Raw genomic sequence first — 16459 nt, 5'->3', positions numbered from 1 at the left:
CATATCGAATGCAGACAGCGCGTGCTCGACGCCTCGCAAGCCACATTCCCGTCATCTTTACGATATGCCGATAGCGGGCCAAGCAGGAATGACTCCCGGCTTTCGCAGGGATAACGACCTGTGACGGCACCGGGCCTGGCGGGACGCCCGCCAAGCCCGCGCGGCGTCGCCCCGCGAAGGATGGAGCCCGGGGCTTCTATAGCCTCCCGTCTTCCACCGCCGCCCCATCGCACGAACGACTCTTGTCGCACGCGGCGATGTCGTCAACCTCAGCCGCACAAGGCCTTGGCGTGATGCGCGAGGTGCTCGCCGATGAAGCTCGAGATGAAGTAATAGCTGTGGTCGTACCCCGGTCGCAGCCGCAACTGCAGCGGATGCCCGGCCGCTTCGCACGCCGCTCGCAACAGCTCCGGCTTGAGCTGGTTCGCCAGGAACTCATCGTCGCCGCCCTGATCGATCAGCAACGGCAACCGCTCCTGCGCGCCCGGCACCAGCGCCGTCGCGTCCCACGCCTGCCACGCCTCGCGATCCTCGCCCAGATACGCCGAAAACGCCTTCTCGCCCCACGGCGACTGCGACGGCGCGGCGATCGGCGAGAACGCCGACACGCTGCGGTAGCGCCCCGGATTCTTCAGCGCGATGACCAACGCGCCGTGCCCGCCCATCGAATGGCCGCTGATCGCGCGCGCGCTGGTGGTCGGGAAGTGCGCATCGACCAGCGCCGGCAGTTCGTCGACCACGTAGTCGTACATGCGGTAGTGCTGCGCCCACTTCGGCCGGGTCGCGTTGAGGTAGAAGCCCGCGCCGATGCCCAGGTCGTAGCCTTCCGCATCGGGAACGCTCTCGCCGCGCGGACTGGTGTCGGGCGCGACCAGGATCACCCCGTGCTCGGCCGCATACCGCTGCGCGCCGGCCTTGGTGATGAAGTTCTGTTCGCTGCAGGTCAGGCCCGACAGCCAGTACAGCACCGGGCAATCGGCGCTCTCGGCCTGCGGCGGCAGGTAGACGCCGAAACGCATCGTGCAGCCCAGCGTGGTGGCGGTGTGGCTCCAGACTTGCTGGCGGCCGCCGAAGCAGCCGTGGGATTCGATTTTTTCCATGTTCGCTCTCTCAGCGGCGCAGCTTGGATCCGTTCGGATTGACCGCCAGTTCGTCCACGCGCTGCGGATAGAACGGCTTCTTTTCGTCGAGTTGGTAGAACAGCAGGCCATGCAGGCCGACGACCTCGCGCTTGGGCACGCGGTTGCGCCACAAACGCTCGAACACCGGTTCGAGCGCGGCCGGCGGATGCCGCGCCAGGACTTCGTCGATGAAGGCGACGTCCTGGCCCGGCGGGAACAGCAACGCGAAATCCGCATCGTCGAGCGCGAACACGTCGTAGACGCAGTTGATCGCGCCGTCGACGACCTGGACGTTCTTCATCGCCGCCTCAGAAGTGGATCACCGTGCGGATCGACTTGCCTTCGTGCATCAGGTCGAAGGCCTCGTTGATCCGCTCCAGCGGCAAGGTGTGGGTGATGAACGGGTCCAGGTCGATCTCGCCGCTCATCGCCTGCTCGACCATGCCCGGCAGCTGGGTGCGGCCCTTGACCCCGCCGAACGCGGTGCCGCGCCACACCCGCCCGGTCACCAGCTGGAACGGACGGGTCTTGATCTCCTGGCCCGCGCCGGCCACGCCGATGATGACCGACTCGCCCCAGCCCTTGTGGCAGCACTCCAGCGCCGAACGCATCACCTCGACGTTGCCGATGCATTCGAAGCTGAAATCGACGCCGCCGTCGGTCATCTCGACCAGCACTTCCTGGATCGGGCGCTCGGAGTCCTTCGGATTGACGCAGTCGGTCGCGCCCATCTTCTTCGCCAGTTCGAACTTCGACGCGTTGGTGTCCACGCCGATGATGCGCCCGGCCTTGGCCTGCACCGCGCCCTGGATCACCGCCAGGCCGATGCCGCCGAGGCCGAACACCGCGACGCTGTCGCCCGGCTGGACCTTGGCGGTGTTGTGGACCGCGCCGATGCCGGTGGTGACGCCGCAACCGAGCAGGCAGACCTTCTCCAGCGGCGCCTCGGGATTGACCACGGCCAGCGAGATCTCCGGCACCACGGTGTACTCGCTGAAGGTGCTGCAGCCCATGTAGTGGTGGATCGGCTGGCCTTCGTAGCTGAAGCGGGTGGTGCCGTCGGGCATCAGGCCCTTGCCCTGGGTCGCGCGCACCGCCTGGCACAGGTTGGTCTTGCCCGACAGGCAGAACTTGCACTGGCGGCATTCGGCCGTGTACAGCGGGATCACGTGATCGCCCGGCTTGAGGCTGGTCACGCCCTCGCCGACCTCGACCACCACGCCGCCGCCCTCGTGGCCGAGCACGGCCGGGAACAGGCCCTCGGGATCGTCGCCGCTGAGGGTGAACGCGTCGGTGTGGCACACGCCGGTGGCGTGGATGCGCACCAGCACTTCGCCGGCCTTGGGCGGCTGCACGTCGATCTCGACGATCTTCAACGGTTCGCCGGCGGCGAAGGCGACGGCGGCGCGGCTTTTGATGACCCGGCTCATGGGCGATGGTCTCCTGGTGGCGGGAGGTGGAAGCGGAAGCGCGCGGCTAGCGTCGCGCAAGTCGTGGTGAAGCGTTATTTCAGGTACGAGCGCACCAGCGCGGCGATCTCGTCGATGCTGGCCTCGCGCCCGCGATCGGCCACGGCCTGGCCGAGCTCCTCGCGGATATGGCTTTCCAGCACCTGCGACATCAAACCGTTGACCGCGCCGCGGATCGCCGCGATCTGCTGCAGCACCGCCGCGCACTCGCTGCCGGCCTCGAGCGCGCGCTCGAGCGCCTCGGCCTGGCCCTTGATTCGGCGCACGCGGGCGAGGACGAGTTTTTTCTCTGCGGGGGAGTGCGGCATGGCGGGCTCCGGTGGGGTGTCGCTGGATACTGGGGGATAGTATCAGATCGTACCGTCGCGCATGGCCTTCCTGTAGGAGCGGCGCAAGCCGCGACCGCGGCACCACATACGCCGGCGACACCCAGCGCAACCCGGCTACAACACGCCCGGCAATCGGTCGCGCCGGCGCTCGCGGATTCGCGGTCGCGGCTCGCGCCGCTCCTACAGGGGCTTCGGATACGAAAACGGCGCGCCGAGGCGCGCCGTTTCCAAGCAGCACGGGCCGCCGCCCTCAACCGGTGTTCTGCACCCCCGCCGCAATGCCGTTCACCGTCGCCACCAACGCCTGCAGCAGCGCGTCGTCGGGGCGGTCGGCGGCGCGCCAGCGCGCGAGCAGATCGACCTGCAACAGGCTGATCGGATCGACATACGGATTGCGCAGCCGGATCGACTGGCGCAGGCGATGGTCGCCGCGCAGCAGTTCGTCGCTGCCCTTGATCGCCAGCACCGCGGCGCGGGTGCGTTCGAATTCGGCGGCGATGCCTGGGTGGAAACGCGCGTGCAGGTCGCCTTCGGGCAGCGCTTCGGCCAGGCGCGAGTAGCGTTCGAAGATCGCCGGGTCGGACTTGGCCAGGACCATTTCCAGGTCGTCGATCAAGGTGCCGAAGAACGGCCAGTCGCGCGCCATCTCCGCCAGCGCGTCGCGGCCGTGCTGCGCCAGGGCGCGTTCCAGGCCGGTGCCGACGCCGTACCAGGCGGTCAGTCCGGCGCGGTTCTGCGACCACGCGAACACCCACGGGATCGCGCGCAACGAGGAGATGTCGCCGGTGCCGGCGCGCTTGGCCGGACGCGAGCCGATGCGCAGGCGTTCGATCACGTCGATCGGCGTGGCGGCGCGGAAGTAGGCCGGGAACTGCGGGTCTTCGTGCACCAGCGCGCGGTAGTGTTCGCGCGCGTCGAGCGCGAGCCGGCCGGCGATGCCGCGCCAGCCGGCCTCGCGCGGCTCCGGCGCGCGCGGGCGCAGGGTCGCGCGCAGCACCGCGCCGCTGGTCTGTTCCAGGTTGCGCAGGGCCAGCGCGCGGATGCCGTACTTGCGATGGATCACCTCGCCCTGCTCGGTCAACCGCAGATAGCCGTCGACCGAACCGCGCGGCGCGGCGATCACCGCGCGCTCGGTCTTGCCGCCGCCGCGGCTGATCGAGCCGCCGCGGCCGTGGAAGAAGGCGATGCGCACGCCGCTGTCGGCGGCCAGCGCGGTCAGCGCGATCTGGGTCTGCTGCAGGGCCCAGCGCGAGGCGACCATGCCGCCGTCCTTGGCGCTGTCGGAATAGCCCAGCATCACCACCTGGCGGTCGCCGCGCGCGCGCAGGTGGCCGCGGTAGACCGGGTCGGCGAACAACGCGCGCAAGGTGTCGGCGGCGGCGTCGAGGTCGTCGACGGTCTCGAACAGCGGCGCCACGTCCAGCGGCACTCGGCCCTGGTCGTCGGCGCAGCCGGCGGTGCGCGCCAGCGCCAGCACCGCCAGCGCGTCGGCGGCGCTGCGGCTCATGCTGACGATGTACGGGCCGAACGCGCGCGCGCCGAAGCGCGGGCGCAGGCGCGCGACCGCGCGGAACACTTCCAGCGTCGACTGCGCCGCGGGCGCGGCCGGACGCGCCGGCGGCGCCTCGCCGTCGAGCAGGCGATGCAGGCGCGCGGCGCGCGCGGCGACGTCGAGCGCGGCCCACTCGGGCTGGTCCAGCAACGCCGCCAACGCGGCGTCGTGGGTGGCCGAATCCTGGCGCAGGTCGAGCCCGGCCAGGTGGAAACCGAAACATTCCGCGCGCCGGCGCAGGCGCCGCACCGCGAAGCCGCCGGCGTGCGCGCCCTGGTGCGCGGCCAGGCTGCGTTCGATCAGATCGATGTCGGCCAGGAACGCGGCCGCATCGGGATAGCCGTGCAGGCTTTCGTCCAGCGTCGCCTGCAGCCGCGCCGACATCAGCCCCAGCAGGTTGCGGTAAGGCATGTCGGCGTGGCGCGGCTTGAGCAGCGCGGCGGCCTTGGGCAACAGGTAGCGATAGTCCTCGACCTTGGCCAGCACCGCGTCGTCGACGCGTACGCGATGCACCGACTGGCTCAGCAGTTCTTCCAGCGAAGCCAGATCGCGCCGGTACGCGCCCAGCACCAGCGCGCGCTGGCCGGCGAGCGTGGCGGCGACGGTGTCGGCGCCGACATTGGGATTGCCGTCCATGTCGCCGCCGACCCAGGTGCCGAAACCAAGCACGTCCGGCAGCGCCGGCGCGTCGCCGTAGGTTTCGCGCAGCGCCTCCTCGAACACTTCGTAGTAGACCGGCAGCACCCGGTAGAGCACGTCGGACAGATAGAAGCCGACGTGCTCGAACTCGTCGGCGACGCTGGGCTTGGCCGCCGGCGCCTCGGCGGTCTGCCAACTCGCGGTCAGCGCGAGGCGGATGCGCTCGCGGTCGGCGCGGCGCTCGGCCGGGGTGCGGCCGCGGTCGATGTCGGCGACCAGGCATTCGACGATGGTGCGCTCCTTCTCCAGCAACGCGCGCCGCACCGCTTCGGTGGGATGGGCGGTGAACACCGGCTCGATCCGCAGCCGCGGCAGCAGCGCCGCCACTTCCTCGGCGCTGACGCCCTGCCGCGCCAGCGCCGCCAGCGAATCGCGCAGGCCGCCGGGCTGGGCGCCGGCGCCGCTGCGCTCGTAATCGCGGCGGCGGCGGATGCGGTGCACGCGCTCGGCCAGGTTGACCGCCTGGAAATACGTGGCGAACGCGCGCACCAGATCGGCGGCCTGCTCCAGGTCGATGTCGGCCAGCGCTGCGGCCAGCGCGTCGACCGGCTCGCCGGCCTCGCGGCGGCGGATCGCGGCGCGGCGCAGCCGCTCGACATCGTCGAGGAAGCCCTGGCCGCGTTGCTCGGCGAGGATCTCGCCGACCAGGGCGCCGAGCGTTTTGACGTCCTCGCGCAACAGGGCGTCGGTGGGCGCGAAATCGGCCGCGCGGTCGGCGGCCGGGTCGGCCGCGCGCAAGGATTCGTCGTTGCTGTCGGTCATGACGTTCATTCGTCCAAGGCTAGCGCAGAGGCTTGTGCATTGCAGCATGCCGCCGTTCAAACCGCGCGAGGGCGCGTTAGTTGCCGCGGTAACCAATGCCGCGGCGGCATCGGGCATGCTGGGCCGCAACCGCATCGGAGCCGCTCCATGCACCCGTCCGCGCTCGCCCGCTGCCGCCCCGCCGTCGCCGCGGCGCTCGCGCTGGTCGCGATCGGCTGTTCGCGCCCGCCGCCGTTGCTGGCCGACGCCGCGGCGCTGACCCAGGCCCAGCGCGCGCTGGCGGCGTTGCCGGAGTTCGCCGGGCGCGCGCCGCACGTGCATGCGGCCGCGTTGTTTCACGACGATGACATCGAGATCGCGATCGTCGACCCGGGCGATGCGCGCACGCTGCACACCTACCGTTATCGGCAGGGCCGCTGGCGGCGCGAGGACGCGATGGGCCACAGCTGCGCGCAGTGGCGCGACGCGTTGGGCGAAAACAACGACGACCTTGCGCTGCAACGGATCGATTTCGCCACCGCGGCGCGGGTGCGCGCGAACTGGTACGAGCGCGCGCGCGGCGTCCCCGGCGCGCTCGCCGATCCCGACTACGACCGGCTCAGCGGCGTGTGGTTCTACACCCGCGACCACCGCCGGAGCGTCGGGCGCGGCGACGATGGCGCGGTGGACAGCGATGCGCCGCCCGGCGGCGGGCGCGGCAGCGACGAGCCCGGCAGCGACCAGCCCGACCGCGTCGCGCCGGGCCCCGGCGAGCGCGACGACGGCGAGCGCGGCCAGTGGTCCACCGGCCCGATTTCCGGCCAGGGCGGCGTCGGCTACCAGATCGAATTCGGTATCGACGGCTCGGTGCGCCGCTTCGAACGCCTGCGCTGACCGCTCGTCCGCGACCGTCGCCACGGCGCTGGCGCCGGTCGCGCAAAACCCGGACACTTGCGCCCTTTCCGCCGCCCGCCTCGCAAGGATCGCGTCATGCCGTACTTCGGCCTCGGACTGCACGTGCTCGTCGCCCTGTGTTTCGCCGTCCACGCCGTGCGCAGCGGCCAGGACCGCTACTGGCTGATGATCCTCTTCATGTTCCCGCTGCTCGGCAGCGTGGTCTACGCCTTCGCCATCTGGCTGCCGGAGCAGCGCCACAGCCGCCACGGCCGCGCCCTGGTCGGCAACGTGCGGCGCATGCTCGACCCGGGCCGCGAACTGCGCGAGGCGCAGGACGCGTTCGACACCTCGGCCACCACCGACAACCGCCTGCGCCTGGCCGACGCCCTGCTCGGCGCCGGCCGCGCCGGCGACGCGCTGCCGCTGTACCGCGCCGCGCTCGGCGGCGTGCATCGCGACGATCCGCACATCCAGGTCAAGCTCGCCCACGCGCTGCTGGAAGCCGGCGAACCGGCGCAGGCGCGCCAGTTGCTCGACGAGCTGATCGCCAAGCGCCCCGATTTCCGCTCGCCCGAAGGCCACCTGGCCTATGCGCGCGCGGTCGCCGCGCAGGGCGACCGGGCCAAGGCGAAGGAAGAGTTCGAAGCCCTGGTCGGCTACAGCAGCGGCTTCGAGGCGCATGCGCGCTACGCCGAGTGCCTGATCGGCTGGGGCGAACTCGGCCGCGCGCGCGAACTGTGCGAACAGGTGCAGGCCAAGGCGCGGCGCCTGCCGGCGTATGCGCGCAAGATGCACAAGCCGGACCTGGACAAGCTCAAGGAACTGGACAAGCGCGCGCAGGCGATGTGAGCGCGGCCGGCTGAAACGAAAGCGTCGGGGCTGAGGTCCCTCCCACGACCGCACGCTCTTGTGGGAGGGACCTCAGTCCCGACGCTCTTGCACCCGATCGCCGCGCTACACCGCCTCCTCGCCGCGCAACAACGCCACCACCCAATCGCGCACCCATCCCAGCCGCGCCGCGCCTTCGGCTTCCGGCAGCCACGCCAGGTACAAGCGCTTGGCCGGCGCGGCGCGCGGCAGCGGCAAGGCGTTCAATTCGCCCTGTTGCAGCCGCTGCGCGATCAGCCGCGGATACAGCAAGGCGATGCCCTGCCCGGCCAGCGCCGCACTGATCGCCGGCATCGGCGAGGACAGGCTCAGCTGCGGCAGCGGCCAGGCCGCGACGTCGTCGCCGAACCAGGCCGGCCAGTCTTCGCGCCAGCCCTCGCTGACCACGTGCAGCAGGCGCGCGCCGGGCACCGGGTCCAACCACCAGCGCTGCGGGTCCAGCCGCGCGTACAACGCGGGCGAGACGACCGGCACCAGCGCTTGCTCGAACAGCAGCTCGCCGCGCAGCCCTTGTTCGCCGGGATCGCGATGCATCAGCAACGCATGCACGCGCGCTTGGGCGAGGTCGGCGGCGCCGGCCGGGCAGATCAATTGCAACTCGAATCCGGCGCGGGCGGAGAACTCCTCGATCCGCGGCAACAGCACGCTCACGCTGAGGCTGGTCGGCGCGCCCAGCAGCAGGCGCCGGCTTTCGTCGCCGCGCAGGCGCAGGCGCGCGCTCGCCGCCTCGATCCGGGCGAAGCCGTCGATCAGCGCCTCGCCGAACTCGCGCCCCAGCGGGGTCGGCCGCGCGCGGCCGCCGCTGCGGTCGAGCAGGCGCAGGCCGAAGGCCTCCTCCAGGTGTTGGACGTGCTGGCTCAGCGCGGCGTGGCTCAGGTGCAGGTGCTCGGCGGCGCGGCGCATGCCGTCGTGGCGGACCACCGCGGCGAAGGCCTGCAAGGCGCGCAGCGGCGGCAGCCGGCGCGCGGGCGGGGCGTCGCGGGGTTCCGGAGCGTCGATGCCTGTGGTCATTTTTACTTACCACCTTTCTCGATAAACGAGATTTTTCAATAGCGAACCTGCGGATAGATTTACCACATGTCTTCCGCCCAGCTGACCGCCACGGCCGCCACGCCCTCCCGCTCCCTGCCCCTGCGCGCCGGCCTGATGGCGGCCGCGTCGATCTCCCTGGCCCTGCTCGCCGTGCTCAGCCGCTACACCCGCGGCCTGGCGCCGGAGCTGGTCACCTGGGGCCGCTTCGTCCTGCCGGTGCTGGTGCTGACCGCGTTCGCACGCGGGCCGGACTGGCGTGCGGCGTGGTCGCTGGCCGACCGCCTGGGCTGGCTGCGCGCGCTGTGCGCGGTCATCGCGCAGATCTGCTTCGTGTTCGCCGCGACCCAGGGCGACCTGTTGCAGGCGGTGCTGCTGTACAACACCGGCCCCTTGTTCATCCCGCTGGTGGCGTGGCTGTGGCTGCGCGAACCGCTGCGGCCGGCGACCGTGGCCGGGCTGGCGCTGGGCTTTCTCGGCGTGCTCGCGGTGCTGCGCCCGGGCGGCCGCGCGCTGGACCCGCTGGCCCTGGTCGCGCTGACCGGCGGCGTCGCCATGGCGGTGTCGCAGGTGCTGTTCTATCGCTGCGCGCAGCGCCAACCGCCGCTGCGCAACCAGTTCAAGCTGTACACCCAGGCCTCGCTGCTGAGCCTGCCGCTGGCGCTGCTCGGCGCGGCGCACACGCCCTGGGCCACGGTGCTGGGCGGCGGGGCCGCGTCCGAACCGGTGTGGGTGCTGACCCTGGCCTTGCTCGGCATGACCGCATGCAGCCTGGGCAACCAGTCGTTGCGCGACCTGGCTTACCGCGGCATGGACAACGCCTCGACCCTGGCGCCGCTGATGTACGTGGCGGTGCCGGTCAGCGCCGCGCTCGACTGGCTGCTGTTCGGCCGCGTCGCCGCGCCGATGGCGCTGTTCGGCGCGGCGCTGATCGTCGCCGGCGCGGTGGTGGCGCTGCGCAGCGGGGCGCGGGAGGCAGCGCGGGCTTCGCCTCGATGAGTGCGGCGGCGCTGTTGTCGAGGGCGCGCGCGGCGCGGCGATGGCGTCGGGACGAAGCGGGGGCGTGCTCAGGATGAAGCATGAGCATCGCGGCTTCGATTACTGCTATTGCTATTGCTGTTGCTGCTGCTGTAGCTGTGGTTGTTCGCTTTGACGCATCCTCGCCCGAGGCCCACGTTCCGCAGCCCCGGAGGGCGCGCGCATGGATGCGCGCGCGCGCCATGGGACAGGATGTCCCTTATGGCGCAGCCCCGCGCCCGATGCTGGACTTAGTGGCTTTTGACTTAAAACAAGCGTTTTTCTTTGGCTACTTTCTTTTGTCGCGCTGACAAAAGAAAGTAGCTCGGCCGCTTGCGGACGAAAGCTCTTGATGGTGGCTTGTCGTCGCGCGACACATCGATAACGGCGAAAGCAACAGCAACGTCAACATGGGTTCCGGCTTTCGCCGGAATGACGGTCGTGGGGTTGCGTATCCGACTGTAGGAGCGGCGCGAGCCGCGACCGCGACAACGCAACTACGACGGAACGTTCACTGTGTTTGCGGTGGCGCGGTCGCGGCTTGCGCCGCTCCTACAGGGGGCGTGCCGCGGTGGGGTTCGCCTTTGCGTGTGCGTGCGCTTGGTTACAAGCGAAGATCAAGAGCTTCCGTCCGCAAGCGGCCGGGTCACTTTCTTTGTCTGAAGCCACAAAGAAAGTAACCAAAGAAAAGGCCTTGTTTTTTCGGATCAAGAGCCACTATGGCTCGCAGCGGCGCGGGGCCGCGCCATAAGGGGCATCCTGCCCCATGGCGCGCGTGCGCATCCATGCGCACGCCCTCCGGGGCTGCAAGGCGACTGCATCGCGCTCAGGGGCGAGCACAAGCAACAGCTACAGCTACAGCTACAGCTACAGCTACAGCAAGATCAAAATGGATTCCGGCGTTCGCCGGAATGACGGCTCGGCATCGCCTCGCGGTCGCAACCGCGCGAAACGTCGCAGACAAGCTCGCTCCGCGCCAGCGACGCGTCGTCGCAGTCCGTCCCGTCATCCGTGACGCATCCCCCGTTTCGCGCATCGCGACCGCCGCCACACGCCCGCGCATGTCCCTCCAGGCGACCGCCCGCACAGAATCGCCCGGCCGCGATCACTAGGATCGGGCCGCATAAACGCCGGGGCGCCGCCGCGCGGCCGCACCCGTCCCGAGACGCGATCGCAATCGCGCCGGAAGCACGCCATCGCGAAGCTGTTGGGGGGCCCGTCACCATTGCCCATCGACAGGAGTCGCCATGACCCGCATCCAGCGTTGCACCCTGCTGTCCGCCGCCGTCGCCCTGTGCGCGGCCGCGCTGCCCGCCTCCACCGCCTTCGCCCACGGCACGTTCGTCAATCCGCAAAGCCGGATCTACAAGTGCTACCTGGGCAACAAGGAAAACCCCTCCGATCCGGCCTGCCGCGCCGCCTGGGCCGTGGCCGGCTCGCAGCTGTTCTACGACTGGAACGGCATCAACCAGGCCAACGCCAACAGCAACCACCGCGCGGTGGTGCCCGACGGCAAGCTGTGCAGCGGCAACAACCCGACCTTCCGCGGCCTGGACATCGTGCGCAGCGATTGGCAGACCAGCACCGTGCGCTCCGGCAGCAGCTACACCTTCACCTTCTACGCCACCGCACCGCACGCGACCAAGGACTGGACGTTCTACGTGACGCCGCAGGGCTGGAACCCGAACTCGACCCTGCGCTGGGGCGACCTGCAGCAGTTCTGCAAGACCGGGCCGATCCCGTTGTCGGCCGGCAACAACTACCACATCACCTGCACCCTGCCGGCGCGCACCGGCCGCCATGTGATCTACAACACCTGGCAGCGTTCGGATTCGACCGAGGCGTTCTACACCTGCATGGACGTCAACTTCACCAGCTCGCTCGCCGACGCGCGCTCGCCGTGGCGCGAGGCCGGCCCGCTCAACGTGATCAACGACTATCCGGCCGGCACCGCGGTGACCCTGCGCGTGTTCAACGCCGACGGCAGCGACGCGGAGAAGATCGAAACCGTGCTGCGCGCCGGCGAGACCTCCACCGCGCAGTGGCCGCAGCGCGTCGCCGCGCAGGTCAACGCGCGCGCCAAGTTCGCCCGCATCGGCCAGCAGCGCGGCGGCCAGGTGCAGGCGCAGGCCGGCACCGACAACCGCGTCTACGTCAGCGGCAACCGCTCCTACGCCTTCGACGTGCGCCTGCCGGCCTCGGCGCAGCCGCCGGCCGATCACGCCCATCACGGCCACTGAGCGAACGCGCGACGGTTTCACCACGCGAACGGCGGCGCGGGCAACCGGGCCGCCGTTCGCGTGTTCGCATTTCCACGGCCGCCAGTACGCACAGCGCGTTCAACGCACACGCGCTCGATGCCGTACGCACGCAATCGAAACACACTCGATCCGCATTCGTTGCAGGCGCCGTTTTCACCCTATTCGACCATCGCCCGATTACGCGACGGCGACCGATCTTCCAGCATGGATCCGGAGCGCGGACCGCATCGCCGGGGCGCGCTCCGCCGCCAGATTTCCGCGCCGGCGCCCCCGCGCCGCTTCCCGTCACCCGGAGACTTCCATGCCCCGCCCTGCTCCTCTTGCGCCTTCGCTGCTGGCGCTGTTCGCCTTGTCGTTCCTGTGGCCCGCTGGCGACGTTCGCGCGCACGGTTCCATGGTCCACCCCAAAAGCCGCATCTATGCCTGCAAGCAAGGCGATGCGGAGAATCCGTCCGATCCGGCCTGCCGCGCGGCCTGGCAGGTGTCGGGCTCGGCGATGTTCTACGACTGGATGAGCATCAACCGAGCCGACGCCGACGGCCGCCACCGCGCCGTCGTGCCCGACGGCCAGTTGTGCAGCGGCGGCAACCCGACGTTCGCCGGCCTCGACCTCGCTCGCGCGGACTGGCAGGCGCAGCCCATCGCGGCCGACGCCAACGGCCGCTTCGCGTTCCTGTTCAAGGGCACCGCGCCGCACGCCACGCGCGCGTGGACTTTCTACATCACCCGCGACGGCTGGAACCCGGAGCGGCCGCTGCACTGGAGCGACCTGGAGCCGTTCTGCACGCTCGGCAACGTGCCGCTCGGCAGCGACGGCAACTACCGCCTGGACTGCCCGCTGCCCAAGCGCAGCGGCCGCCACGTGATCTACAACACCTGGCAGCGCTCGGATTCGACCGAAGCGTTCTACACCTGCATGGACGTGCGCTTCGGCGCCGGCTCCAGCACGCCGCCGGGCGGCGAACCCGGCACGCCGCCGACCCGGCCGGGCCCGCAGTGGAACGACGCCGGCGCGCTGGGTCTGCGCGGCGAACTGGCGGTCGGCACGGTGCTGACCTTGCGCCTGTTCCAGGCCGACGGGCGCGACGCCGAACGGATCGAGGTCGCGCTCGGCGCCGGCCAGACCGGCGCCGAAGCGTGGCCGCTGCGCCTGGCCGAGCGGGTCAACGCGCAATCGCGCTATGCGCGCGTCGGCGTGCTCGAAGGCGGCGTGGTGACGCCGCGCGCCCCGGCCGAGGCCAACCGCGTCTACCTCGGCGGCGTCGCCCGCCGCTTCGCCCTGGAAACGCGGACACCCGCGCCGCAACCCGGCGACCGCTACGACTACGCCTATCCCGACGGCATCGGCCGCTACCGGCCCGGCGAGACCGTGGTGCTCGGCCGCGACGGCAAGCGCTACGCGTGCCGGCCGTTCCCGCAAGGCGGCTGGTGCAACATCGACCACGACGCCTATCGCCCGGGCAGCGGTTACGCCTGGCAGGACGCCTGGATCGCGTACTGAAACGGCCGCATCGGGCGGGCAACGACGCGCCCGATGCGAAGCGCCGGGGCGGGACCATGCGACACTCGGCTTTTGCCGCCGGGCCCCGCGCATGACCGCCTCTTCGCTGAGCATCGAACAAGCCGCCGCCGCGCTCGCCCGCGGCGGCGTGCTGGTGTATCCGACCGAAGCGGTGTGGGGCATCGGCTGCGATCCGTTCGACCGCGCCGCGGTGCTGCGGTTGCTGGCGATCAAGCAGCGGCCGGTGGACAAGGGCGTGATCCTGATCGCCGCGTCGGTCGCGCAGTTCGACGCGTTGATCGATTGGAACGCGCTGCCGCCCGAACGCGCGCAGGCGGTGCGCGCGAGCTGGCCCGGCCCGCACACCTGGGCGCTGCCGGCGACGCCGGCGGTGCCGGCGTGGATCAGCGGCGAACACCGCAGCGTCGCGCTGCGGGTCAGCGCGCATCCGCAGGCCGCCGCGCTGTGCCGCGCCCACGGCGGGCCGCTGGTGTCGACCAGCGCCAACCTCGCCGGCCAGCCGCCGGCGTTCCGCCGCGAGCAGCTCGACCGCGCCGTGCTGGCGCTGGCCGACGGCGTGTGCGAAGGCGAGACCGGCGGACTGGCCGCGCCGACGCCGATCCGGGTGGCGCTGAGCGGCGAGGTGCTGCGCGGCTGAGCGGCGCGCGGCGACGGCCCATCGGCGCGCGCGCGACTGGGCGCGACGGCGTCATAGCCCAGGCGCGGGCGCTGCGGCATCCGTACGACGGCTTGCGCGCATCGACGCACGCCGCTCCGACACCGCCGCGACCGCCGTGGCGCTAGGTTCGCGGCATCGCGCAACGGAGCCGCCGGCATGACCTCCTTCCCCGCCTGGGCGATATGGGCCCTGCTTTCGGCCGTGTTCGCGGCGCTGACCGCGGTGCTGGCCAAGGTCGGCGTGCAAGGCATCTCGGCCGACTATGCGACGCTCGTGCGCACGGTGGTGATCCTGTGCGTGCTGGCCCTGCTGGTGCCGCTGAGCGGGCAGTGGGTGGACCCGCGCAGCCTGCCGGCGCGCTCGCTGCTGTTCCTGGCCCTGTCCGGGCTCGCCACCGGCGCCTCGTGGCTGTGCTACTACCGCGCGCTGCAGCTCGGCGAGGTCGCGCAAGTGGCGCCGGTGGACAAGCTCAGCGTGGTGCTGGCAGCGCTGTTCGCGATGGCCTTCCTCGGCGAGCGGCCGTCGCCGCGCGAATGGTTGGGCCTGGCGTTGGTCGGCGGCGGCGTGCTGGTACTGGCCTGGCGGCGCTGAACCGCCGCCGGACGGCGCCCGTTCGACTTTTCCGTAACCCCTCGGTGGCGCAAGATGGGCACATGCCCTCCGCGCCGCGCCACCGCATCGCCGCCGCCGCCGCCGTCCTCGCCTGCCTCGCCGCGGGCGCGGCGCAGGCCACGGGCGCGCCGGCGCCACCGGCCGCCGACACCCCGGCCCGGCCGACCGCGGCGCAGGCCGCCGCCGCGGGCAAGCCCAGCGGCGAAGTGCTGATCTACCGCTGCACCGACGCGCGCGGCCAGCTGAGCCTGCGCGATACGCCCTGCGCCGGCGGCGAGCGCCAGCAAACCGTCAGCATGGTCCGGCCGGTGGACCCGCCGCCGCGTCCCACCGCGCCGACGCCGGCGCCCGCCCCGGCCGCCGCGCGCGCGCCGGCGCCGGCGACCCAGGTCGTGGTGCTGCGCGCGCCGCAGCCGATGTACGACTGCGTGCGCCCCGACGGCAGCCGCTACGTCAGCGACAACGGCGACGGCAATCCGCGGATGATGCCGTTGGTCGACCTCGGCTACGGCCTGCCGATCTACCCGAACGGTTCCTATTCGAGCGGTTCGTACTCGCGCAGCGAGTACTCCGGCGGCATTTCCTCGCACAGTTCGCTCGGCACCGGCCTGCCGCCGCCGCAAGCCGGCGTGCGGGTGGCCGACTCGTCCACCCGCATCGCCATCGGCGGCCGCCACGGCCACGTCTCGTATTCGCGCAACAGCGGTTATGTCGTGCCCGGCGGTTACGATTACGGCTACGGCGCCTACTACGGCAGCCAGCTGGTGCGCGACGAATGCCATCCGCTGCCGCAGCAGGAAGTCTGCGCGCAGCTGCGCGACCAGCGCTGGGCCGGCGACCGCCGCTACAACAGCGCGCTGCAGAGCGAGCGCGCCAGGATCACCGAGGAACAGCGCGTCATCGACGCGCGCCTGAACGCCGATTGCGGAGCTTACTGATGCGCGTGTGGGGGTTGTGGATGTTGCTGCTGGCCGTTTCCGGCGCGCAGGCCCAGGGCAAGGTGGTGATCTACCGCTGCACCGACGCGATCGGCCAGCTCACCGTGCAGAACAACGTGCCCTGCCCCAAGGGCAGCACCCAGGAAAAGCGCGTGATCGAGGACGCGCCGGTGTCGTCGGCGCCGCCGACGGTGATCACCGGCCCCGGCCAGTACCCGCCGCCAGCGCAGCCGGCGCCGCCGATGCACCCGCCGGTGTCCTCGCAACTGCCGCAAGTGGCGCGGCCGCCGCAGCGTCCGGCGCCGACCGCGCCGACGCCTCCCGCGCCGCTGCCCAAGGCCGACATCGCCGACGCCGACCGGCTGCCGCCGCCGGCGCTGTACGAGTGCCGCACCTACGACAACGGCCGCTACCTCAGCGACACCGACGCGCCGCCGCAGCGCTGCGCGCCGCTGCAGACCACCGGCCTGGGCAACGTCGGCAACGGCGCCGGCGTGGCCTGCCAGATGGTCGACGACCAGTGCCAGCGCATCCCCGACGAGCGCCTGTGCGAGAACTGGAAGCAGCGCCTGCGCGAAGCCGAATCGGCGCTGCGCTTCGGCCGCGCCGACGACCGCGACGCCTCTGCCGGCGAGTACGCGCGGATCCAGCGCATCGTGGTCGAGAGCACCTGCGGCAAGCAGTGACGGCGGCGGCGCTGCCGCGCCCGTCGCGTTTGCCAAACCC

At 71.4% G+C, this 16459-nt stretch carries 16 protein-coding genes and 1 pseudogene; 10 read left to right on the top strand and 7 right to left on the bottom strand.

From position 1 onward, the window contains the following. Nucleotides 1-269 precede the first annotated feature (269 nt). The 5 genes from fghA to ppc form a co-directional block, all read right to left on the bottom strand. Nucleotides 270-1100: an S-formylglutathione hydrolase gene (gene fghA, locus RDV84_RS09100; RefSeq protein ID WP_309153145.1), complete on the bottom strand. Its 831-nt coding sequence runs from the start codon at nucleotides 1098-1100 to the stop codon at nucleotides 270-272. Between the two features lie 10 nt (nucleotides 1101-1110). Continuing rightward, the gene (locus RDV84_RS09095) at nucleotides 1111-1422 is read right to left on the bottom strand and encodes a hypothetical protein (protein WP_078996934.1); all 312 of its coding nucleotides are present in this window, start codon (nucleotides 1420-1422) and stop codon (nucleotides 1111-1113) included. Nucleotides 1423-1429: 7 nt separating this feature from the next. Further along, the gene (locus RDV84_RS09090) at nucleotides 1430-2539 is read right to left on the bottom strand and encodes an S-(hydroxymethyl)glutathione dehydrogenase/class III alcohol dehydrogenase (protein ID WP_309153707.1); all 1110 of its coding nucleotides are present in this window, start codon (nucleotides 2537-2539) and stop codon (nucleotides 1430-1432) included. Between the two features lie 86 nt (nucleotides 2540-2625). Continuing rightward, nucleotides 2626-2898: a metal/formaldehyde-sensitive transcriptional repressor gene (locus RDV84_RS09085; RefSeq protein ID WP_057949354.1), complete on the bottom strand. Its 273-nt coding sequence runs from the start codon at nucleotides 2896-2898 to the stop codon at nucleotides 2626-2628. A 271-nt stretch (nucleotides 2899-3169) separates the two neighbouring features. Then, nucleotides 3170-5932, bottom strand: coding sequence for a phosphoenolpyruvate carboxylase (gene ppc, locus RDV84_RS09080; RefSeq protein ID WP_309153144.1), 2763 nt, complete (start codon nucleotides 5930-5932; stop codon nucleotides 3170-3172). 147 nt (nucleotides 5933-6079) lie between these two features. On the opposite strand from ppc, the gene RDV84_RS09075 reads away from it, so the two are divergent. Both RDV84_RS09075 and RDV84_RS09070 read left to right on the top strand, forming a co-directional pair. Continuing rightward, entirely contained in the window at nucleotides 6080-6805 is a 726-nt protein-coding gene (locus RDV84_RS09075) for a hypothetical protein (protein WP_309153143.1), read from the top strand. Nucleotides 6806-6901: 96 nt separating this feature from the next. Beyond that, the gene (locus RDV84_RS09070; protein ID WP_057949356.1) at nucleotides 6902-7657 is read left to right on the top strand and encodes a tetratricopeptide repeat protein; all 756 of its coding nucleotides are present in this window, start codon (nucleotides 6902-6904) and stop codon (nucleotides 7655-7657) included. Between the two features lie 53 nt (nucleotides 7658-7710). Here RDV84_RS09070 and RDV84_RS26120 read toward each other — a convergent pair. Further along, nucleotides 7711-7803, bottom strand: a pseudogene (locus tag RDV84_RS26120) (DUF6053 domain-containing protein); the annotation flags it as partial. Then, entirely contained in the window at nucleotides 7763-8707 is a 945-nt protein-coding gene (locus tag RDV84_RS09065; protein ID WP_309153142.1) for a LysR family transcriptional regulator, read from the bottom strand. The gene RDV84_RS09065 and the pseudogene RDV84_RS26120, both read right to left, overlap by 41 nt. A 66-nt stretch (nucleotides 8708-8773) precedes the next feature. Between RDV84_RS09065 and RDV84_RS09060 the strand changes: the two genes are divergently transcribed. From RDV84_RS09060 to RDV84_RS09025, 8 genes are all read left to right on the top strand, one after another. Further along, nucleotides 8774-9724 carry a DMT family transporter gene (locus RDV84_RS09060; protein ID WP_309153141.1) on the top strand — a complete coding sequence of 317 codons (951 nt, stop codon included), beginning with the start codon at nucleotides 8774-8776 and terminating at the stop codon, nucleotides 9722-9724. A gap of 80 nt (nucleotides 9725-9804) precedes the next feature. Continuing rightward, a complete protein-coding gene (locus RDV84_RS09055; protein WP_309153140.1) occupies nucleotides 9805-10053 on the top strand; it encodes a hypothetical protein in 249 nt (82 codons plus the stop codon). 936 nt (nucleotides 10054-10989) lie between these two features. Next, complete coding sequence (locus RDV84_RS09050) at nucleotides 10990-11982, top strand: lytic polysaccharide monooxygenase (protein WP_057949359.1); 993 nt, start codon at nucleotides 10990-10992, stop codon at nucleotides 11980-11982. 322 nt (nucleotides 11983-12304) lie between these two features. Beyond that, nucleotides 12305-13504 carry a lytic polysaccharide monooxygenase gene (locus RDV84_RS09045; RefSeq protein ID WP_425606288.1) on the top strand — a complete coding sequence of 400 codons (1200 nt, stop codon included), beginning with the start codon at nucleotides 12305-12307 and terminating at the stop codon, nucleotides 13502-13504. Between the two features lie 91 nt (nucleotides 13505-13595). Beyond that, on the top strand, nucleotides 13596-14162 hold the full coding sequence (tsaC, locus tag RDV84_RS09040; protein WP_309153139.1) for an L-threonylcarbamoyladenylate synthase type 1 TsaC: 567 nt from the start codon (nucleotides 13596-13598) through the stop codon (nucleotides 14160-14162). A 177-nt stretch (nucleotides 14163-14339) separates the two neighbouring features. Then, the gene (locus RDV84_RS09035) at nucleotides 14340-14774 is read left to right on the top strand and encodes an EamA family transporter (RefSeq protein ID WP_309153138.1); all 435 of its coding nucleotides are present in this window, start codon (nucleotides 14340-14342) and stop codon (nucleotides 14772-14774) included. Between the two features lie 62 nt (nucleotides 14775-14836). Continuing rightward, a complete protein-coding gene (locus tag RDV84_RS09030; RefSeq protein WP_309153137.1) occupies nucleotides 14837-15733 on the top strand; it encodes a DUF4124 domain-containing protein in 897 nt (298 codons plus the stop codon). Next, a complete protein-coding gene (locus RDV84_RS09025) occupies nucleotides 15733-16419 on the top strand; it encodes a DUF4124 domain-containing protein (RefSeq protein ID WP_078999226.1) in 687 nt (228 codons plus the stop codon). The genes RDV84_RS09030 and RDV84_RS09025 overlap by 1 nt, the downstream gene beginning before the upstream one ends. Nucleotides 16420-16459 lie beyond the last annotated feature (40 nt).

Source organism: Lysobacter yananisis, from assembly GCF_031199375.1.
GTDB lineage: Bacteria > Pseudomonadota > Gammaproteobacteria > Xanthomonadales > Xanthomonadaceae > Lysobacter > Lysobacter yananisis.
The sequence above is the reverse complement of the archived record's forward strand: the minus strand, read 5'-3'. Positions and strand labels throughout refer to the sequence as shown.